The sequence below is a fragment of the Olivibacter sp. SDN3 genome, from assembly GCF_014334135.1.
GTDB lineage: Bacteria > Bacteroidota > Bacteroidia > Sphingobacteriales > Sphingobacteriaceae > Olivibacter.
On sequence record NZ_CP060497.1, the window covers coordinates 979,284 to 1,002,385 of the forward strand.

The window sequence follows — 23,102 nt, forward strand, 5'->3', positions numbered from 1 at the left end:
CAAAAGGCTAATTTCCCTCAGAATAAATGGCATAGCACCACAAATAAGGAATATATTGGTTATTTTTTTAGTAAGAAACGGAGAGGGCGGTTTTGGGTGACAATTTTTTTAAAAAAAATGAAAGCCTATTTAAAACTTATCTTGCCGAAAAGAAAAAATACAGCAATAACGTAAACATCTCAGGATCCAATTTACGTTTCAGTACTTTCATCCCTCTTTGTTTCTGTGTCTTTACCGTGTTGATGGTAACGCCTAATTTTTCCGAAATTTCCTGATTATTCAAACCTTCCAGGTAGCCCATTCGGAATATTTCGCGACAGCCTTCGGGAAGATCATCAATAATCTTGTAGACTGCTGCCAACACTTCTGTCCTGATCATCGACGTAAGGTATTTAGCTTCTTCCACTTCACTGTCTTCCCGCAGCTTAAAATACCGTCGAATGACTTGTTGCCTTCTAATGGTATTGTAACAAGCATTCTTTACCGAACTGTACAGGAAACTCCTTATGACATCTGTATCTTTTGACAGCTGGTTTCTTTTTTTCAGGTAAGCCATGAATGCTTCCTGAGCCAAATCTTCCGCCTCCTGTTTATCTCCAAGATGTTGAAAAGCAAAAAAACAAAGCTTAGCATAGTACGCTTTAAAAAGCTGTTCAGCATCAAGTTCAATGGGGGAAAAAGCAGAATATTTAGCTTCCATTTTGTAAATATATCAATAAAGTTAATAAAACATTAACATAAATATACCCCAAAATCAAATCCTTAGCATTTTTTCACAGCCTCTTCTTAGGTGACTCAACGGCAACTGCGCCGATTTCCCATAGGAATTTTAGAGAAACCTTTTTAGCCGTGGGCTAATCAATAGTAAAAGAAATCCGATTGCCAATGCATAAAAAGCGAGCTCCTGATAGCCTTTTGTATAAGCCATTAATTTATCCAGCAAACTCGCCCGTTCATTTGCAGTAGACATGCCTGCCCCCAACAACCCCGCCACGTATTGGCCATAAGCACTACCCAGAAACCATAGCCCCATCATCATCCCGGTCAATTTATTGGGCGATAGTTTAGTAATTACCGACATGCCAATAGGTCCAATACAAAGCTCACTTAGCGTAATAAAGAAATATGCTAGCGTGAATACATTTAAGGACGTTATACCATGTTCATCGGCAAAAAAACGGGTGCTATAAAAAAAATAAAAACCAACCGCCAATAATAGGAATCCAAGACCAAATTTTACGGTGGTATTAGGTTCAATTTTTCGCTTAGCCATCCATATCCACAATAAGCCTAGAGGAGAGCTCAATAGTATAATAAATAAGGCACCGGAAGAATTATTTACCATATTTGGGTCAATACGAAAGAATAATACATGGTGCTTGAGATTATTGGCAGCGAAAAGATTTAGCGAACCACCCATTTGCTCGAAAAAGGCAATATAGAAAATGTAGGCAAAGATAAACACTAATGCAACTAACAAGGAACGTTTAAATTGTTTTTCAGGCATTTGTATCCACTGATAACAAAAATAAATCAAAGCAAGGGGCCCTATGGTATACATAAAATAGTCGGTATACTGGGTGTTTTGAATCATGATCAAGATAAATGGAATGGCTGCTATTGCCGCGACATATACCAGGATTTCCCTAAAATAACGTTGTTTTCTTCCGCCAGGTTGGGCTGGTGTTTTTCCTATAGGCCCCAGGGTATGCTTGGTGAGCTGAAAAGTAAACAAACCGAAGGCCATCACTACACCTGCAGCTGCGAAAGCAGCGCTCCAGCTGACATATTTACCTAGATATACGCATATTATTCCTCCCAAGAACGCACCTACGTTGATACCGGCATAAAATAGGCTAAATCCGGCATCCCTTCTAGCGTCGCCAGGCGCATATAACTGTCCAACCATCGAAGAGATATTGGGCTTAAAAAAGCCCGTACCAATAATTGACAAGGATATCCCAATATAGAAAAAAGCGGTCGGCGAAGCTGCAATGAGGATATTTCCAGCAATCATGATAGTTCCTCCGAAGAATAGGGATTTTCTAAAGCCCAGCACTTTATCGGCAGCAATCCCGCCAATAAATGTAAAAGCATATACAAAGGCCTGGATAGCACCATATTTCAAATTAGCCGCATGATCATTTAGCTCGAGTTGGCTCACCATAAAGAGCGCCAATATCGCCCGCATACCGTAAAAGCAAAAGCGCTCCCACATCTCCACTGCGAACAGGTACCATAACTGCTTTGGGTATTTACCCTCAAACTGTTGAATTTGCTCCAAAGTTTTTTGAGACATCATCGTGGGGAGTAAATTAGCCGATTTTTTCCAAATTAATACAATCTTGGGACTTTTCTTACATGGATGCACCAATCAACAATAAAAGTAGGCCATTTGCTTCACAACAGAAGGCCTAAACACATAAAAACAGCGATTATTAACATTTAATATCCAGGGTTTTGAGTCAAATTGGGATTGGTATTCAACTCCGCAAAAGGAATCGGAAATATCGTGCGGCTCTGCGCCTGAGCGTGTGGGCGATGGTTAAACCATGTTTTGGTCTGAAAAACGCCAAAACGGATGAGGTCTTGCCGACGGTGTGCTTCTGCTGCAAATTCCCATCCAAGCTCATCCAGGAATCTTCCGTATGGAATATCTGCGCCACCATTTGTTTCAGCAACTGTTCCGTCGGTCGCCTGCCACCCATATTGATATCGGCTACCCGTCCTCAGTTGGCTCCCGGTAACCGTGGCTCTTTCCGGATTATCCTTAAAAGCTCTTTGGCGCACTTGTGTAACCAACGCCGCTGCTTCATCTGCATTTCCCGTTCTTAAAAGGGCTTCTGCTTTCATCATCAACACATCGCCATAACGAAACATGGGATAATCATTATCCAAATTGGCAGTAGCCCCTTGTTTAATGGCATATTTACCTATGCGGAAACCATGATTGGTGGCAGCAACTGTTCCATCGCCGCCTATGCCGGGTACGAAATTGACGTAATTTATAACCTCGTCTCCAGTTGTAGCGTGATACTGCGGCCCCTGTATCCAAGTCTCCTGTAATCGACTGTCTTCCGGATCGTATGTATCAATAAATTGTGGTACAGCGCAATTGCCTCCCCAGGGTCCCGCGGCCATATTGTAAACTAACCTACTCAGGGGATCAAGCGTTTTCATATGGATTTGACTCCCTTGCCCGTAAATTTCATCATAGGGTACCGCAAATATAATCTCACCGGAATTTTCGTTAGTCCAAGTAAAGACATCGACATAATTAATATCCAATGTATACGCGTTAGCCGCGATGATCTCATTCGTTTCTTCGATTACTTTCTCCCATTGAGAGACACCTGTATATACTTCTGCATTTAGGTAGATCTTTGCCAATAAAGCTTTTGCCGCCCATTTGTTCATCCTTCCATACATCGAGGAAACGTCTTCGGAAAGCAATGGTAAATTTTCTGTTAATTCAGCCACGACAAAATCATACACCTCCTGACGCGTATTCTGTTCAGGCAGTGAAGCGTCACGATAGTCCGTGACGATGGGCACATTGCCATGATTATCTAGTAACAGGTAATATGCTAAAGCACGTGTTGCTTTCAGTTCAGCGATAGCCCGCTGCGCCAGCTCTTCTTCCAAGGGTAGCGTACCGTCTTCAATTTGCATAATGACCATATTGGCACGGGTGATACTGGAATATGCTTCATTCCAGGTATTTTGTGGTTGCCATTGTTCTGAGGTCCAGGTATGTTGATGCATTCTTCTATATGTTCCACCATCATCCCAACCATTGGGACGAACCGGCGTAATGATGATATCTCCGGGCTCCTCCTGTAAATCAAAGTAGCCTTGCCAGCCAAACATGAGGGTTCTGAAAGACGCGTAAACCGGAGCTATTATTTTAGGCAAATCTCGCTCTGTAGGTTGAAAAGAACTAGCGAGCACCTCTGAATATACCTCTTCATCAATTTTTGTGCATGATAGTATAGCTGTTGTGAATATTGAGAACACTATCAGGTTGTATATCATTATTTTCGTTTTCATCTTCTTAAATTCAATTAACCGTTAATGTTATTAAAAAGTGACATTCAGTCCCGCAGTAAAGGTTCGGGTAGTTGGGTATTTGTCCCGATGGTCCATTCCCGGCGCAAAGGTAAAATCTCCTGTATAGCTTACTCCCTCAGGGTCAATACCTTTATAATTAGTGAATGTATGGAGGTTCAATGCAGAAACATAAACCCGGAGACGACTCATCCCTTTGATGCTATTTGGCTTAAAAGTATACCCGAAAGTCACATTATCGATTTTAAGAAAATCGCCGTTCTCGATATAATGTGAAACATAGACCAAGTCGTTATTCAGCTGTTTTCCATAAACCGGGTCATATGCGGTTTTCAATACGTTGTAGGCTTTATTAACCGGATTTTCATAATACAAGCGCTGCATATTCAGGATTTGATGCCCAAAGGCCCCGCGAAAGTTAATAGCCATATCGAAGCGTTGTAGCTGCACACTATTGTTCCATCCTATCAAATGTTTTGGTATACCATTGCCGTAATATTGACGATCTTCGGGTGTAGCATCTGCGATAGAAATTACTTCTCCATTCCTATTTTCAACCAACCACCTACCATCATCTCCTACACCAACACTTTTGAGTACAAAAAACTGTCCGATAGGCTCTCCCACGGCTACTCGGTGTGTGGATACCTGAATAGGTTCACCGGTATGACCTGCATCAAAAAACTCTTGCGTTACGTCAAATTGATCATTGGAAAGGTTCACCAATTTATTCTTGTTAGCAGAAAAAGTGAGATTAGTATTCCAGGTTAACGTCTTTTTATCGATGACCGCTATATTGATCAACGCCTCAAAACCAGCGTTTTGCATCTCTCCAGCGTTAAGCATCATGCTCCCGTAGAGATAAGGGGGCGTGGGAACATTAAAATCATATAGTAGATCTTTCACCCGACGTGTATAATAATCCAGTGAGCCTGTTAATCTATTATTAAAAAATCCAAAATCCAGCCCTACATTCCATTCTTCTTTCTTCTCCCATCGTAAATCGGGATTAAAATTGCGTACTGGCACAAAGCCGGGCACCCACTCACCATCGATAAATGCCCCTTGCGCCATATCAAAGTTATAGCTGGTTTGTGACATGTAAGGCAAAGAAGCAATAGTTCCTGTTATACCAAAACCAGCTCGGAGCTTAAAATCTGACATGAAAGTAGTTCCCTGCATAAAATCTTCGTTGGCGAGGTTCCACCCCAGCGAAAAGGCCGGAAAAGTACCCCATTGATAGTTTTCACCGAAAGTTGAAGAGCCTTCCCGTCTTATACTAGCCGTAGCCATATAGCGATCTTTCCAGGTATAATTTAGGCGTCCAAAAAAACCTACCAGCTGCCATTTATTTTTCTCGCTTTCCATAGTTGCCAAACCTTCTTGTAGCGCCAAACCTGATTGCAAACGGTTATAGGAATACTCATCTGTTGGAAAATTAAAGTTATAGGCCTGAAACCGCTCGTATGTATTATCCTGCCAGCTATAACCACCCAAAAGGTTAAACCGGTGATCGTCAAAAGCTTTGGTATAGTTAGCGGTCAGCTCCATTAAATTCTCTGTATTGGAAGCAGTCCATTGGCTAGCGGTACCATTTAGGTTGTTTTTGGTTGTATTAACGTGTTGAAAACTTGTCGAATTACCACGTAACTCGTTGTTTTGTACGCGAGAAACTAGCATTTTTAAGCTCAGATCGCCTATTGGTCGATATTCCAGTGACCCGCTTAAACGGGTTTCACGCAGAAGACGATCATTTACCGTTTCATGAATGATTCCCAAAGGATTGTCGTACATATAAGCATTCTGTTCCTGCCAGCTTCCTTCATTATTTCGAATGCGATCAGTTGGGTTTCGAATCATTGCTTGTCGCCATACCAAACCACTGGGGACATCGATATCATTTGAACCAGCGCCACCCTGTCTGGAATTCGACGTCAGACTAATCACCTGAATATTTGTACGCAATTTACCATCAAACATATCATGGTTCAGATCGGCACGAACGGTTAACCTTTCCTGCCCGGTTTTCAATAAAATCCCTTCCCAATTACGGTAATTTACCGAACCGGTAAAATTCGTCCGGGAATTTCCTCCAAAATAGGTGAGATTATGATTATGACTCACTGGATTCTGTATAATTTCATCGAGCCAATTGGTACTATTTCCGAGATCTTCATAAGCATGTCCTTCTGCTATTAACCGCCGGTAATCGTCCGCATTCATCATATCCGGTCGTCGAAAAAGGGTTTGTACGTTAGCGTAGGCATTGTATTCTATAGTTGACTTCGACTCACTACTCTTATTTTTCTTGGTAGTGATCAAAACCACTCCGCTAGTTGCTCTAGTACCATATATAGCTGCTGCCGAGCCATCTTTCAGTACATCAATAGATTCAATGTCTTCGGGAGCCACGGTATTGATATCTCCGGGGATACCGTCGACTAAAACCAGTGGGTTTTGAGAGCCATTGATAGAATTAAGTCCGCGTAGGTTGATTTGGGTAGTAGCATTGGGGTCTCCATTCGGCGTGGTGATACGTAAGCCAGCCACTTTACCTTGCACTAACTGTGCGGCATCCCGTACGGTTCCCTGAATAAAATCTTCTGCCTTCACACTTGCTATAGCGCTGGTTACATCTCCTTTCCGTTGGGTACCATAACCTACCACGACCACTTCGTCTAAGGTCTCGTCACTGGGTTTCAGTTGGATATCCAAGGTTGTTTGATCACTTAGACTAAACTCCTGTGCTAAGTAACCCACTGCGCTAACGGTAAGCACAGCGGGAGAAATGTACGACAATATAAAATTTCCAGACTCATCTGAAGAGGTTCCGCCGTCCATATCCTTTATCTTCAAACTAACCCCTGGTAGCGGAACTCCAGTTTCATCAACTACCTTACCCCTGAGGGTAATACTTCGTTGTGCATGTACCCAAATTGGTAACAACAAACACAAGATAATCCCATAATAACTGATAATTTTTCTCATACAAAAAAGATTAGGTCTGATAGTAATCGCTATTCTGTGATAGTTCTCGTAACAAAGAGCGGCCTACCCCTACTTCTTTTGTGGGGGACAATCTTTACCCGCACCGTCTTTTTTCCGGTTACGATGGCTTCTGGTAAATCATATTCAACAGTAACGAAGGAACCGTCTTTTAAACCGCCGACATGCTGTGTAGCAACTTTCTGATTATCTATCAATAGGTCAAATTTCTTGCTACAAGTATAACCTCCCCAATACTCGAATACTATCAAAAGCAATAAGCAAACCGGTCTATGACTACCATGGATATTCATATACATTCGTTTTATTCGATGAAACTCGTCCCCTAAAAAGCTGTTAATAAAAGCTACAATTGGTTTATAGGGGTCAGTCCCCTCTTTACACAAATGTATGCATGACAATTATTATGTTTTTCGCAGATTTTAACGATTAATCATCGGATATGAACCATAAAAAAGCTATCCTTACAGGGTGACTGCTTACCATGGCAATCGCTATACAATTTTAATGGGAAAAATGGTTTAATTCGACGACAGTGTCATCGTCGGCGAGTGCTATAGCATAAGCCCCTCGGTCTGTTTGCTGTTGATCGGGCAGTGTATACGCATTATTTTCATGGTCTATCCGAAGAAATGCCCGAGGTAAAAAATCACTTTTTTCAGCCAGCTTAATGCGGACATTTTTGCTTTGCTTATGATAAGCGATCGCCGTAAATTGTCCAGCATCGAGTGTTAACCATAATTTAGCAGGAGCTATGAATACGCGCGACTTAGCGGCGGTTGTGGGCGTCAAGGTTATCCATTCCTCTGTTTCTTTTAGATTAGCGCCAAAGCCTAGCCATCCGAAGGTAGTATCTTGTACCAAATAACTGGAGGTATTAACTGCATAGCCAAAAAAACCGCTACCGTAGTCGCCCGACAGCGCATCATTCGCTAAGGTACTTGGGAAGGAGTGAAAGGCACAAGGGCCGAACCCATCTTGTGTAACATTAGCAATACCACCCAGTAAACCTCCGTAGCCTACACGTAGTAAATAAAGGTCGTCTAGATGGTCGCGATAGTTTTTTAGTACCGGAATGGCGTTAAGTGCCGAACCGTAGTGATGAATCTGCCGTTCTACGCGTGAGATTTTCCCGCCGTAAAGGAAGTCCCAATAGCGATGGGCATTGCCGTTATATGCCCAATGGGGTACGGTGGGCATATAAGCCAATATCGCATTTAATGTAACTTTCGCCTTATCGTCATAACCGAAATAATCCGACCACATATACACCTCCTCCTGGCCGGTTGAATCCCAAGGCATCTCACTACCAAAGGGATAGTTTAAGCTTCGCCAATGATCTGCACGGGCTTTCATCGACCTTTCCAATTCCTCCGCCATTTGATGAAAACCCTCAGCTTTAAGATCCATCAAAACCATTAGAAAAATCGTACCTTCCATTTGCCCGAACTGTGCATAATGCGGCGCCTGTTTGACCATCGCCATACCGGTGTGGAACGCTTTCTCCAGATACCAACGCCAGTTCTCCTGTGTCACTAAACCTTGGTAGTTACGTGCCAGACGATATAGCACCCAGTGCGCCGCGGTAACATGGGGGTAATTATAGGACCTACCGACGTCATCAGCTCCCTTTTTATTCCAGGCAGACCATATCTCCCAGTTAATTTCTGTGTCATAAGTCCCTGCCGGCATGGAGTCCGGTTCATAATAGAAAACGCTTTTCTTTACCCCGTATTTTTGCGGACCTTCCTTATGCTGTATGTTGCCCCACAGGGTTTGATGTACAAATTTTTGTAATTTCTCGAGTTCCTCCTTGTCTGGCTGCACAAGTTGTTTCATAATGGCGGCCAGCCAGCTTCCGGCACCTCCTTCATCACTTAGACCTGCCACCCAAGCTCGGTTATCCTGTGTTACCTGCTGTTTGGTTTCATGATCATAGCTGATCACTGATGGGCTTCGCTTAAATACATCACTGGGCTCATCAAACCACTGTTCATTCGTATAGAAGCGCCCCATATCGGCTACAAGCTCACTTTCCGATTTGATGATCTTATAATGGATGGTCTGCACCAATCCGTCCTCATAAGTTATAGTTAATCGAGCCCTACCCCATTTTTTGCCCGTAACTTGATATGCCTGCTGTGTGTTTCCACTGATCTCTTCCAGCTTTAGCGCATCTTTGGGATGAACCTCAATGGATTGAACCAGTCGCTGATATTTCAAAAAAAGTTTAGCCTCAACATCCTCCGGCAACACATAACCCGGGAACCCCGTCGCAACCGGGCGATAATTAGCCTCTAAGCTTTGTTCAATCTGCTTGATATCATCGGCCAATACAAACCTTATACCGTAACTTACCTGTTCATGAGGTTTTAGCAACAATGACGTAGGTTCGTTCCATTGTTCTACGCCTTTCCATTCCTGCTCCGCATACGCTTTACTATGTACCATCCACTCGTGAAAACCTTCAAAAGTAATTCCACGTGGTGTGGGATCATCCAATAATGGCCGATAAGCTTCAAAAGGTGTTTTACCATAAGGCAATACCAATAATGCCTGTCCGGTACCACTTAATTTTGCTACCTGCAGATAACCGGCATCCTTGCCAATATAAGGATCGAAAAAAACATTTTGCGCATGCGCCTCATCAAGTGTCCGCTCCTGTAAAATATTATTAAATATCATTGGGATTCCCAGTGCGCCAATTTCTATTATTTCTTCGGATCGGTTTTGCAGTTCGAAACGAAGAACTAACTTTCCGTCAATATTCTCCCAATAACGTGTTATTTGGAGTGGCATCGTTGCATTTAGGGTATTGGATAGGTCAGCCGCTGCAAGTGTATTACCGCTTGCTGACAAGATTTTTATCGGTTTTCGTTGACTGGCAGTGGAGAATTTTTGCCATTCGGCATTTCCAACGGGCCGTAACCTCAAATTGATATCGCCCAGGTGATACAGGCTATCGCCTTCTCTGATAGCTAAACGGTCTCCCGGTGTAAAATCAAATCCATGATCCTGCCGCAGATGCAGGGCAGCTACCGTCTGCGATTCCTTTACCAGTTTCAACTCGAAAGCAGTTGTCAGGAAAGATTCCACTCCTTGAGATATGCCCAGAGTTTTCGGTCTCTTCGCCAACAGCTCCCAGGGGTTATTTTGTGCAAAAGATGGGTATAGTGAGCACAGCAGACTTAATAGAAGTGCTATTTTTCTAATGATCTTCATCCATATATTGTTTATAACCCTTAGCATATCGATTACGTTTATAAATCGGTGACCGAAATCACAAATGTACTTAAGACACTTATGATATTACAATTACATTTTGCTTTATTCTACCTAAATTTTAGCAAAAAGCGCTGGCTAATGGTGTCAGATAAAAACAGCTATCAAGATCAGTTGTTATATATTTATTAATGATAAGCTATGAAAGCGACGACAGCACTGATTTTATTAACCATATATTTGTTAATCCACGTGATCCTAGGCCAAATAGGTACTTCGCCGATACTAATTTATTTTGTATTCTTTACGTCTCCGTTTTTAATTATTTGGACCGTTCTTATTATACTGAAGGACAAAAGGAAAAATTATCCTGAACTCAGCGAAAACCAAGAATGGGGTTATGCCGATCGTGACGACCTCACTACCGACCCGTAAAATTTTACTGGTGGACCGCACGCAGTCAACATTTGCCAAAAAGAAAAACGGACGTAAAAAACGTCCGTTTCACCTATGTATTGATTGCTAACGATCAAAATCCATATCGGACCCCTAATTGGAATTGGTAAGGGTTACCGGAAGGAACAACGACTCCCGAGTTATTGACACGGTAATTAAAACGCCGGTTTTCTCGGTCGAACTGCGGCAAGCCTTCCGCGGGGACGCCAATCGCATATAATGCCTGGTTCCCTAAGGTCTCATTCACACCCCAGCTTCTATTCAATAAATTGGCCACATTAAATATATCGGCAGATAATTCCAATGCATGGGTTTTATATAAGGTAAATTTCTTTGTAACACGTATATCCCAAACACCGAAGAAACCATTCACGCCACCATTACGCTCAGCTATTTGTCCTTCATACTTCAATATATACTCTTTTAAACTTTGGCTAGCTTCGGCATTATCCAGAATAGCTTCCAGTCCGGTGCGGATGCGATCTGGGGTTGCTGGACTATTTCGATCAAAGATGAATGCTAAATCATTCGTACCGGAGACAAAGTCGCCATTCGTATTCCCACCGGAAAGCAAGCTATAGCGGGTACCTCCAATTCCTGAGTACCGGACACCGATACTTATACCATAAAAGGTTGGTAGGGAACCATAGAAAACAACTTTACTTCTAAAGTGACCGTTGGAATAACTCATGGTGCTAAGGTCCCGCGGATCATCCCTAACGGGTAGGGAAAGCGTTGCTGAATTGGCCACATTACCGTTAAAGGAAGTATTGTCTTTCGTGTCGTTCCAGGTATAACTCAACGAGATTTCTCCGTCTCTGAAGTATCGGTAGGTGCCATCAATGACGACAGCAAACTGATTGACCCGTCCTTCACTATTCAGTTCAAGCACACGCCCAAACTGTTCGGTGATACGCCCTCTTGTCCAATCGGCAGCACCATTTTCAGGCATCGTATTCAGGGGTACAAACACCCCACGGCTACCTTCTTCCGGGAGCGTAAAGAATGGATCTACAGCCATATTTCGATCAACATACATATAGTTGTTTCGTCCCAATGTTGCGTAACCTGTTATCCCCAGTCGCAGGTTCTCATTAATATATCGGTTATAAGAAATATTCGCCTTATAGATAATGGGCACCTTGGCGTCCGGACCATTGGTATTAATTGTTGCTAATTGAAATTGCTCCATGGCCGGGATGGTGGATGGGTTATCACGATAAGCACTAAAGTCAGGTGTAGGAACGTCATTTCCCTGAACATCTACTGTTGCCAGATGTCTACCATCAAAAGTAAGGTTATTGATCACGACATAATTATTAATATCGGAAGCAAAGATTCCTCCGCCGATACGGATGTAGTCTCTATGCCTTTCATTTACGTCCCAATTCAGTTGAAACCTTGGTTGAACCACAAAATTGCTGATGCGATGATCTGTCCTGACACCGAGCGCATCAAATAATTCTTGATTAAGTGGTGATCTTGGGTAATGGCCATAATCTAAACGAAGACCACCAATTACCTCCATTCCTTTTGCCACTTGCGTACGCATCTGTCCATATAGGCCGACGTTAAATATATTAGAAAGTACGCTAGGATCATCCATTAAGGGAACCTCGCGATAGTAACGATAAGGTCTTAAGTTATTGAAGTTTTCGAGGGAAGAAACGTCGGTACTATTTGTAAAATGGAAGCGTCCGTTAACTTCACTCCCGTAGATGGAGTTGGCGTGTGTATACATCAGATCGGTACCGAATAAATAATTGACCTTATCTGTATTGTAATAAAGATTGTTAATCAGCTGAATAACGTTGTTCGTAAAGCCCTCTTGAGCAAAGCGATGTCCACCCAGTTGAATATTTGTCGAACGATTGGTTTCATCTATATTGGAAATGACATTTTCCACAATCGCCCGTGGAATATTTGCGTCAGGCAGCTCATCCCCCGGGCTACTTTCCTGATAAGTATAGAGATGCTGTAGTTTCAGTTCGTTCGTTATACGTGGACTGACTGTTGTCCGAAGTGTTGCCAAAAAGCTGTTATCTACATTGTAGTCATTTCCATAGGATTCATATAGATTAATGGATGTATTGTCGGCCAAACCCAGTTTATTGCGATCGCTGGTAAAGTTGTTACGTACGGTGAGGAGATTTTTATCGTTTATCTGCCAATCGATCCGGCCAAAGACCGCGTCGGAGCCGCGCCTTTTATCGAACGAGCCGTATTGTGCCCCACTCCCCAATCCGTACTGTCGACGTCCGATGTCGACAAATTCATCCAGAGTTGCCCGCGTAATATTAAACCTGCTTTCATCTAAAGGAGACTGCACGTCAGCGATAATTAGTGGGCGGGCATCCCGTTGATGATCCCACGCTACAAAAAAATGCAATTTGTCTTTTACAATTGGTCCGCCCAAGGTAAATCCGTATTGATACGTTGAGAAATCATTTTCTCTTCTATTTCCCCGGATATCATACGGGCTTGACAACCAATCCGCTCTTGCGTAATTCCAGGCGCTCCCAGTCAGCGTATTTGTTCCGGATTTTGTTACCGCACTAACGGTACCTCCCCCTGCACGACCAAAAGTGACGTCGTATTGATTGGTGACCACCTTAAACTCTCTTACCGCTTCTATCGATATGGAGTAGGGTGCACCACTTCTACTGGTCGTTGGTCCTGCTGAAGTAGGATTTTTTGCGGTCATACCATCGATGGTGAAATTCGTGGATGACCCCAGCTGACCTGCTAAGTTCCCTCCGACGGTAAGCGGAGAAAGTTCCATTAGAGAGGTAAAGTTTCGCCCATTTACGGGAAGTCTAACCATATCCCTTGAATTAACAGCTGTTGCTGCACCAATATTTTCCCGCCGGTTTATTAACGTATTCGCGTTGATTTCTACTGCTTCCAAGTCTTGCGAGGTGGTAGTCATTTGAATGTTAACGCGCACCACGTCTCCTTGATTTAACATATAGCCGTTTTGCGTCTGTTCGCCATATCCAATAAATGCACTTTTTACGGTGTATGGACCACCTAAGGGAAGCTCACGAAAGGTGAAATCACCGTTCGTATTTGTTGTTGTTCGAGTAGTAAATCCGGTAGATTCGTTGCGGATTTCGATTGACGCGCCAGCGATAGCGTTCTTCTGGTCATCTGTGATTTTTCCAGTAATGGATGCCTCTGTTGTTTGGGTGTAGGCAGGTAAAACCGATATAAAAATAAGGGCTAATAATAGTAAGGAATGTTTCATTTAAAATCGCTTTTAATGGCGATAAAAATAAACAGCCTTGATTAAGCGTACCTTTAATTAGTGTTAAGAATAAAAAATATTATTGATTAGGCCTCAATCTTCACCGTTACGGGCATACTACCAGCCCGGAGGTTCTACTCCCAATAAATGCTTGACAAAGTAATCCCGTCGTTTATGCTCACCGAAATCTCCTCCGGAAGAATGCCCCATCCCTGGCACCATCAAAAAATCAAAATTCTTATCCGCTTTGATCAGGGCGTCCACCACCTGTAATGTAGAAGAAGGATCTACATTATCATCCAGTTCACCGACAATCAACATCAGTTTTCCTTTCAGCTTATGGGCGTTGACCACATTGGACGATTCCGCGTAATGTGGACCGATGGGGTATCCCATCCATTGCTCGTTCCACCACATCTTATCCATACGGTTATCATGGCATCCGCAGGAAGACACCGCTACCTTATAAAATTCCGGATGAAATAATACTGCGCCAGCAGCACTTTGTCCGCCCGCAGAAGTGCCAAAAATACCAACACGATCTATATCCATGTAAGGATATCGTTGAGCAGCAGCCTTCATCCAAGCGATACGGTCCGGAAAACCGGCATCTTTCAAATTTTTCCAACAAACATCATGGAATGCTTTGGAACGGTTGGAGGTACCCATACCATCCATTTGTACCACTATGAAACCCAGTTCGGCCAGTTCCTGCGCACCAGAAGGCACAAGTGTCTGAAAAGATTTGGGCACGAAAGAACTGTGTGGGCCGGCATAAATATATTCAATGATCGGGTATCGCTTGTTGGCGTCAAAGTTGGAAGGTCTTATAATAATGCCCCAAATATCGGTTTTGCCATCCCTTCCCTTTGCAGTAAACACTTCTGGCATCTTCCATCCGGCGGCCCGCAGAGGTTGTATATCTGCCTTTTCCAATTCCATCAGGACTTCGCCATTTTCGGTATTTCTCACCACCGTCACTGGCGCCTGATCTACCCGTGAATATTGATCGACAAACAAATGGTAATCGTCTGAAAAATTTGCCTCATGATGTGCATTTTCAGTGGTTAAAGGTTTTAGATCACTTCCATCAAAATTGATCCGATAATAGTGTATAAGGTAAGGATCCTGTTCAGCTTCACGACCGCTTGCCGCAAAAATCAGTTGCCTTCGCTGTTCGTCCACATGAACGACTTTCCTGACTACCCATGGCCCGTTCGTGATCTGATTTTTCACTCTTCCGGTCATACCATCGTAAAGGTATAAATGGTTCCATCCATCGCGTTCAGATGCCCAGATGATTTCCTGGCCATCGGTGACATCATATCGATACTTCTTCCCACTATAATCGATAAATGTATCATTTTGTTCCTCGATCAGCACCTTAGCGCTACCTGTTACAGCATTCATCTCGATGATCCTGTAAATCTGATGCCCCCTTTGGTTATACTCGATGGTAAATGCGCGGCTATCTTCGCGCCAAGCAGGGAATGTCAAATTATACTGATTAGCAATCCATTCAGCAGGTATGGTAAAAGACTTTTCTTCATCTATCAAAAAGAGCACAGGACTACGTTGCGGCAAGGCATCACCTGGCTTCAGATAATCCCGTGTCTGTAGTTTCGGCTGTAGCTGATCTTCGGGTGATGATTCAATCAAATAGAGTTTATGACCTTTATTATCGCGAACCTTGGCCGCCACCAGTTTTTTACCATCAGGCGACCAGCTCACCGAGCTATCATAGTATTCTCCTTCAGAACCGTCAAAGCTGAGCTGTATCTCTTTTTCCTTTTGGTCTATCCGCTGGACATAAACGTTGTAGTTTTTAATATAGGCTACCCACTGGCTATCGGGCGAACATGTTTTTTTACCTTGGTCGTTCTCATCTCTTCTTCCCCAATAACTATTACGCCTTGCCAAACGCTCGGTTAATTTTATATTTTCGGCTAAATTCCCATTTGTCAGGTTGTAAGTCCATCCTTTATTGCATGCGGCAAATGTAAGGTCTCCTTGGTCAGTAATACTAATCTCCGTCAATGGCAAATCTGCTGCGTCTAGGGTATTACCCGTAATATCCATCAATTGCCGAGCAAGGAGCCGTTGATCAAAAGCAGGTCTTTTTTCTTTCTTCAGTATATCAGCCAACATGAAATTCTTACCTTCAGCGGTGGTGACGCTATAAAAAAGTTGTTGCTTATGTTTTAACCAACCAGTATTACCGGTTACGTGCAAGGCTTTCCCTTTAAGCGTTTTTTGCATACTATTGGCCCGATCGTAATCGGCCTGTGTCCCCTGTGCCCATAAGCTAGATTTTCCACAGAAAAGTATGACCAAAAGAAAAATGAATCCTTCCCAGATGAATAATTTACGCATCTTTTGTTTTCTTTTTCGCGATAAAATAATAGACCGGAATACCCATCAATGTAATGATGAGCCCTGGCCATGTATATTGTGGCTTATAAATAATCAACAGGATACAAAAGCTAATACCCATAAGGATGTAGATAATGGGTAATACTGGATAGCCTAAAGCTTTATAGGGCCGTGGATGGTTAGGTTTTGTTCTCCTAAGTATAAAAATTCCTGCAATCGTAAGCATATAAAAGAGCACCACGACAAAGGATATCATATCCAACAGATCCCCGTAACGTCCACTCAGGCACCATAAGGCCGCCAAAACAGCCTGTAGCCAGAGCGCTACTTCTGGCACGGCATGTTTGTTGAGCGTTCCTACTTTCTGAAAGAAAACGCCCTCCTTAGCCATGGAATAATACACCCGTGCTCCAGCCATGATTAAACCATTATTACAACCGAAAGTAGATACCATGATCGTTGAAGCAATGATTACAGTACCTGCACTGCCAAAAATAACCTGGGAAGCAGTAACGGCCACACGATCCTTGTCGGACGCGGCTATTTCGGGCAGAGTAAGCACCCCTGTATACATGATATTGGTTATCATGTATAACAGCGTTACCAAGAGCGTACCTAAGGCCAAACTCAGTCCGACATTGCGTTGTGGGTTTTTGACTTCTCCTGCAATGAAAGCCACGTTATGCCAGGAGTCGCTACTAAAGATCGACCCTACCATAGCGGCAGCGATCGCCCCAAAAGCGGCCATCGTAGTGTAAGCTTCGATACTACCATCTGCATTTAAGCGTTGCAGACTCCATGTATTACCGCTCAACCAGTTGGTATTCCAAACATCTGCTTGCAGCGCCCATAAGCCAAAAACGATCAATAAGGTGAGTGATAAGATTTTTGCTAATGTAATAGTGGTTTGTACCCATTTACCGCTGTTAATTCCCCGTGTATTAATATAAGTTAGCAAACAGATCACGCTTATACTTAACAATTGAGCGGGAGAGATACCGAGCACACCCAGATCAAGCAGAACCAGATCTTCACTGAACATAGGTATGAGGTAAGCGGTAAATTTTGCGAAGGCCACTCCCACCGCAGCAATCGTAGCCGTTTGGATTACCGTAAAAAAACTCCAGCCATAAAGAAAGCTGATCAGTGGGTTATAAGCTTCTTTTAAATAGATATACTGTCCACCGGCTTTTGGAAACATAGCGCTCAATTCACCATAGCTGAGAGCCGCTGTTAAGGTCATAAAGCCTGTAATGAACCATACGAACAGTAACCAACCGGCACTACCTGTTTGCCGGGTAATATCTGCACTGACAATAAAAATACCCGATCCAATCATACTGCCGGCCACCAACATGGTAGCATCAATTAAACGGAGTGAAGGTTTAAACGACACCTCTGTTTTTACTGATGACTGCCGGATAGGTTTTGGTGTCATATTTACAGTCTCTTTATCATTTAAAATCATAGAACTTCCAGCTGGTTTTGAAGTCTTTGCTTAATTCTTGATTGGCCAATATCGCTCGCATCAGTTCAATAGGCAGTTGATTTTCTCGCATAAAAGCATCATGGAACTCTTTTATTGACATCTTGCCATTATCCACCAATTCGCGTTTCAATCCCATAATCTGTATGCCGCCTAATAGATAAGCTGCTTGATAGAGCGGCGGATAATTTCCTTGAAAAGACCTTCTCACTTCTCCTTCGGCATTTGCCCTTTCAAAACCTACCCGATCAACCAAAAAATCGATACATTCCTGAGGGCTCCATTTTCCCAGGTGATAGTTAAGCGAAAAAATAATTCTCGCGCAGCGGTGCATCCGCCAAAATAACATACCGATACGCTCTTCAGGTGTTTTAGCAAACCCATGCTCATACAACAGTAACTCCCAATAAAGTGACCATCCTTCGGTATAAAAAGGTGTTCTGAATTCGCTCCTGTACGGTTTATAACGACTGTTCATGAAGTATTGCAAATGATGCCCTGGAATCAATTCATGCTGTACCGTTCCACGGGAAAAATAGGGATTGTTCCCGCGCATGCTCATCATTTTATCTTCATAGGTCATATCCTGTGTAGGGTAAGAAATGCTGATTTCCCTACCTCCGGTGAAAAAGGGATTGACCAACTGCCTTTCGGGAGTCATCATGATCATTCCCCAAGTTTCATCAGCTAATTCCGGCCAAGTAATCCAATCGCGCTCGGTAATAAATGATTTGGCATCGTTGTAGAGTTTGATGATCAACTCCGGTTGTTTCCCCGGCTCCACATAACTGTTTTTCACCTGTTCCTGCGCCTGTTTCCAATCCTTACCAAACCCCATTTCCGCTGAAGCCTTTAAAAGTTCATTATCACACCAGGCGAACTCTTGATTAGCCAAGGCTATAAGTTCCTGAGGTGTATAGGGGATAAATTCCCTTCGCAACTGCTTATTCAACTCGTCCCCACCTATAGGGTTTCCTTTGATTCCGCTATCATCAGCCTTCTGACCAGTTCTGATTTCTCCTTTTTCAACGATCTTTTTAGCGTACTGCCCTAGCAAGGAGTCGACCTTATGGTAAGTTATCGGCACCCACCAGGAAAATAGCGGGTCATATTCATTGTAGAAATCGTATACGTTTTTCAGCCTCGCCTGTAAAGCCAATATCGATTCCTGCGCAAAAGAGGCCTGCTTCATATCGATTTTCGGTCCTTCATTTATTGCTTCCAGCTGCTGTTTTATCACCGTGGCGACCTTATTAAGCTGAGTAGCCACTTGCTCACCATCCAAGGTGCTTCCGCGCAACCTACGGGCTTCCAGCCCATAAATGGCATCCGAAAAGGGTATGTAAGAAACGATTTCCTGATAGTTGGTTTCTTCTTCTGCGAGCTGTTCCAATGACTTTTCCACCTGATTTTTCAACAAAATATAATCAACTTGTCCGTTGACACGCAATTGGTCAAATGAGAACTGATCTATTTCTTTCAGATAGGCTTGGTTTACCTCCTCTAAACGTTGACGCTGAAAAGGGCTGTTTAAAATCGTTTGGTAAGAAAATCTATTGGCAGCTCGTGGCGAATAGAAATCTTTTAATGTCCGGACATCTTGATAATAACGAATAACGTGTTCCGTCATTTCACTGCTGTGCTGATATAACTCTTGGCTCTGCTGTTGTGCACAAAGAGGGGATATGCCAATAAAAATGAAAAGAATAAAAAATGCTTTGAATACGGATGGTAAGGACATAAAACTCGAACTGATCATTTCTTTATGTTAATTTTTCACTTATTGTATAGTTGTGCTGCATAGCACGACAGCCCTATCTTAAGCTTAAAGGAGGTTTAATTTGTTATTAGCTAATAACAAATATAAGGGCTGCGGAAATAGAAAGTCAATCAGATATTAACCAGTTATTACCTTATTTTAAAAACTTTTTGTCTTATCGAGCACCCAAGGAAGGACGGGCAAATTCAAGCTAAGCCCCCTTTTGAAGCTTTTTAAAGTTTGAGCATAAAAACCTTCAAAAGAGAGGGTAAAGTATTGGAAAACCGGGGAAGTTATTCTTGACTAATACCCTCAGAGCTCATGATTATCCTTTTGATGGTTCCGTCATCATTATAGTGCAAACGATCGATGCACACCGATCGCCGAAAACTTCCTCCTTCTGTATTAATCGCACCATTGTGATAAATGAAATAATCTTTCCCTTTAAAATGGATAATAGATTGATGGTTGGTATTGGAGTTTCCGGCTACTTCATTCAATATTCCTCTGAATTCCCAGGGACCATGGATGCTTTTACTCATGGCATAAACTATTTTTTCAGGAAATTCACTTGCGTAAGAAAGATAATACCAATCGTTTCGCTTATGGATCCATGGGGCCTCTGTGAACTTGGGCACATCAACAGTGTTAATAGGGCCATCCAGTTCTATCATATTTTCTTTTAGTTTTACATAATAGCATGCAGTATTCCCCCAAAAGAGATAAGCCTGCCCATCATCGTCGATCCAAACGGTAGGGTCTATATCATCCCAGGATATTTCGGTTGCTTTGGTCATCGCATTAGTGATCAATGCTGTTCCCTTTGCGTCTTTAAATGGGCCGATTGGACTATCGGCTACAGCTACTCCTATCGCCTTACCACCAGCATGGTGTTCTGTAGAAACATACCAATAAAACTTACCATCTCGTTCAATAACCTGCGAAGCCCACGCATCTCCTTTAGACCAGCTAAAATTTTTTATGCTCAGCGGCACGGGATGTTCCGTCCATGTTTTCATGTCTGTAGATGAGAACACGAGCCATTCATGCATTTCATAAAAGTGTTTTTCTTTTGGCGCTTCGTCATGTCCGGCATACAGATAAACGGTGTTATTATGTACCAAAGCCGCGGGATCAGCAGTATATTTATGCGTAATAACAGGATTGCCGGCGCTGGTAAATACCGTATCCAGCAAAGTCGCCCCGCTCCGATTACTATGCAGTAGCACCATCGTCAGAGTCGAAGCCATTAATAGCTGTTTTTTCATCAGGTTGTATTTTTTTGAAGTTACTTTGAAGCGAATTTATAAACGGTTTTTGTTTTATAAGTATCTCCTGGTTTTAACACTGTTGAAGGAAAATTGGGCTGATTTGGAGCATCAGGAAAATGTTGTGTTTCCAAGCAAAACGCGGCGCGATGTCCATAGTCGTTGCCATTTTTACCATTATGTTTACCCCCTTCCATAAAATTACCACTGTAAAATTGCACTCCAGGCTCTTCGGTAAATACCTCCATCTGGATACCTGTTTTTGGGCTGTACACTTCTGCTATTTTCTGTAGCCCCTCTTGTTTAGACAACACAAAATTGTGATCATACCCCTTACCTCTTTTTAGCTGAACGTCATTGGCATCGATACGAACACCTATTGGTGTAGGTTTTCTAAAATCAAAGGGCGTGTTAGCTACTCCCATTAAGTCTCCGGTAGGAATTAATGTTTCATCTACCGGTGTTATTTTATCGGCGTAAATAGCCAATTCATGGTCGAGTATAGTACTATCGCCTTCACCACTTAAATTAAAATAAGCGTGATTTGTCAAATTGATAACGGTTTTTTTATCTGTGGTGGCTTCGTAAGCTATGGTAAGTGCATTATCGTCATCCAAGGTATAGGTGACTGTAATATTCAGGTTTCCTGGATAGCCTGCTTCTCCATCAGGCGATTGATAAGTTAATTTTAAGTTTCTATTGTCTACTTGTTCCGCTTCCCAAACCTTATCATAAATACCATTTTCGCCTCCATGAAGGGAGTTTTCGCCATCGTTCTGTTCCAGTTGATAAGTTTCTCCATCTAAGGTGAACTTGCCTTTGGCTATGCGGTTTCCATAGCGCCCTACAATGGAGCCGTAAAACGATCCTTTATTTTCTTTATATGCCTGTCCGCTATCGTAACCCAAAATCACGTCAGTTGGATTGCCGTCCTTATCTGGTACGTGGATACTCACAAGACTTGCACCGTAATTGGTGATCTTTACTGTTGTATTTTTACCATTTGTCAATGTATATAATTGAACATCCTTACCATCTATAGTGGTGTTAAAAGCGTTCTCTTCCGTCTCAGCGGCTGTTTCTTCCCTTTGACTCTCTTGGTTTCTTGGATTACAACCCATATGCAAAATGGTTGCTGCAACGCCTATAATAAATGTTTTTTTCATTGGAATACGTTTATATTTTTTCTAAAGTACAAGAATTAATTGATTTGTTTTGTGATTATCGGCCATTGCTGCTCATCCCATTCGATTGTTTCAATTCTTAACTTTGATCGGCCGTCATCTTCCGCATCGTAAGCATGAAAAATCAGGTAATCTATTCCATCAAAAGTAGCCACTGCATTGTGACCTACTCCGTGCCAGTGCTGATCTCCCTCCAACAATACGGTACCTCCGCCCTTCTCAAGTGACAAGCTATCGCGATCGAAATAAGGCCCTTTTAATTGTTTTGAACGGCCTATAATCATTTTATAGGTACTTTCGCTTCCTTTGCAACAATAGTCGATAGAAGCGAAAAGATAATAGTAGTTACCTTTCTTAAATATAAAAGGCGCTTCGATAGCATTTCCACCGGCATCTGCTGGATTGTTATCGACAGCAGGAGGATTGGGATCCATTGGATTCGTTTTGCGACTAGCGATAGTTGGGATATGTTCTAGGTCTTCGTCGACTGTTAAGCCATCTTTCGCGAGTCTCACTAACTTAATACCATCCCAAAAGGATCCAAAGGCCATGTAAGGCGTTCCATTTTCATCCAAGATAATATTTGGGTCAATGGCATTCCAATTGGTTTTCCCCGGAATAGATTGAATGACTTTTCCATGGTCGGTCCACTTAAAATGTGGGTCTGATACGTTAAGAGTTGGATTGGTAGCCACTCCTATGCAAGAGGTATTTTTGCCGAAGGCGGAGATGGAATAATACAGGTAGTAACGACCATCGAAGTAGCTAATATCGGGAGCCCAGATATGCCCTTTAAAGGTAGGCACTTCTTTTTTTGCCCATAGCGGCACTTGCTCAAAAACAGGTTTTTCCTCTTTCCAATGCTTCCTATCTGTGGAAGATTTAACCGATATCCCATTGCCTGTCGAGAAGAGGTAATAGCGACCACCCTGCCGAATCATTACCGGATCATGCACCCTCGGTAAAACCTGTGCATATCCTGAAAATCTGCAACAAACACTTAAGAAAATCCACAGGACGTACTTTCCCATAT

General features: G+C 42.7%; 14 protein-coding genes. 1 reads left to right on the forward strand and 13 read right to left on the reverse strand.

Annotation, left to right across the window (positions count from 1 at the left end):
- Positions 1–136: 136 nt before the first annotated feature.
- The 6 genes from H8S90_RS03975 to H8S90_RS04000 form a co-directional block, all read right to left on the reverse strand.
- Positions 137–700 (reverse strand): RNA polymerase sigma-70 factor, encoded by a 564-nt coding sequence (locus H8S90_RS03975; protein WP_187341299.1) that lies wholly within the window; start codon positions 698–700, stop codon positions 137–139.
- A gap of 129 nt (positions 701–829) precedes the next feature.
- Positions 830–2,302: a peptide MFS transporter gene (locus H8S90_RS03980; protein WP_370525683.1), complete on the reverse strand. Its 1,473-nt coding sequence runs from the start codon at positions 2,300–2,302 to the stop codon at positions 830–832.
- 143 nt (positions 2,303–2,445) lie between these two features.
- Entirely contained in the window at positions 2,446–4,050 is a 1,605-nt protein-coding gene (locus H8S90_RS03985; protein ID WP_187341300.1) for a RagB/SusD family nutrient uptake outer membrane protein, read from the reverse strand.
- Between the two features lie 30 nt (positions 4,051–4,080).
- Positions 4,081–7,056 carry a SusC/RagA family TonB-linked outer membrane protein gene (locus H8S90_RS03990; RefSeq protein WP_187341301.1) on the reverse strand — a complete coding sequence of 992 codons (2,976 nt, stop codon included), beginning with the start codon at positions 7,054–7,056 and terminating at the stop codon, positions 4,081–4,083.
- A 29-nt stretch (positions 7,057–7,085) separates the two neighbouring features.
- The gene (locus tag H8S90_RS03995) at positions 7,086–7,367 is read right to left on the reverse strand and encodes a hypothetical protein (RefSeq protein WP_187341302.1); all 282 of its coding nucleotides are present in this window, start codon (positions 7,365–7,367) and stop codon (positions 7,086–7,088) included.
- A gap of 211 nt (positions 7,368–7,578) precedes the next feature.
- A complete protein-coding gene (locus H8S90_RS04000; RefSeq protein WP_187341303.1) occupies positions 7,579–10,296 on the reverse strand; it encodes a DUF5695 domain-containing protein in 2,718 nt (905 codons plus the stop codon).
- A 201-nt stretch (positions 10,297–10,497) separates the two neighbouring features.
- Between H8S90_RS04000 and H8S90_RS04005 the strand changes: the two genes are divergently transcribed.
- On the forward strand, positions 10,498–10,731 hold the full coding sequence (locus tag H8S90_RS04005) for a hypothetical protein (RefSeq protein ID WP_187341304.1): 234 nt from the start codon (positions 10,498–10,500) through the stop codon (positions 10,729–10,731).
- 94 nt (positions 10,732–10,825) lie between these two features.
- Here H8S90_RS04005 and H8S90_RS04010 read toward each other — a convergent pair whose 3' ends face one another.
- The 7 genes from H8S90_RS04010 to H8S90_RS04040 form a co-directional block, all read right to left on the reverse strand.
- Positions 10,826–13,999 carry a TonB-dependent receptor gene (locus H8S90_RS04010; RefSeq protein ID WP_187341305.1) on the reverse strand — a complete coding sequence of 1,058 codons (3,174 nt, stop codon included), beginning with the start codon at positions 13,997–13,999 and terminating at the stop codon, positions 10,826–10,828.
- Between the two features lie 117 nt (positions 14,000–14,116).
- Positions 14,117–16,372 (reverse strand): S9 family peptidase, encoded by a 2,256-nt coding sequence (locus tag H8S90_RS04015; RefSeq protein WP_187341306.1) that lies wholly within the window; start codon positions 16,370–16,372, stop codon positions 14,117–14,119.
- Complete coding sequence (locus H8S90_RS04020) at positions 16,365–17,810, reverse strand: APC family permease (RefSeq protein ID WP_222852232.1); 1,446 nt, start codon at positions 17,808–17,810, stop codon at positions 16,365–16,367. Before H8S90_RS04020 ends, H8S90_RS04015 begins: the two co-directional genes overlap by 8 nt.
- A gap of 16 nt (positions 17,811–17,826) precedes the next feature.
- Complete coding sequence (locus H8S90_RS04025) at positions 17,827–19,617, reverse strand: DUF885 family protein (RefSeq protein WP_187341307.1); 1,791 nt, start codon at positions 19,615–19,617, stop codon at positions 17,827–17,829.
- Between the two features lie 293 nt (positions 19,618–19,910).
- On the reverse strand, positions 19,911–20,885 hold the full coding sequence (locus tag H8S90_RS04030; RefSeq protein ID WP_187341308.1) for a glycoside hydrolase family 43 protein: 975 nt from the start codon (positions 20,883–20,885) through the stop codon (positions 19,911–19,913).
- Positions 20,886–20,905: 20 nt separating this feature from the next.
- Entirely contained in the window at positions 20,906–22,051 is a 1,146-nt protein-coding gene (locus tag H8S90_RS04035; protein WP_187341309.1) for an aldose epimerase family protein, read from the reverse strand.
- A gap of 35 nt (positions 22,052–22,086) precedes the next feature.
- Complete coding sequence (locus H8S90_RS04040; RefSeq protein WP_187341310.1) at positions 22,087–23,100, reverse strand: arabinan endo-1,5-alpha-L-arabinosidase; 1,014 nt, start codon at positions 23,098–23,100, stop codon at positions 22,087–22,089.
- Positions 23,101–23,102 lie beyond the last annotated feature (2 nt).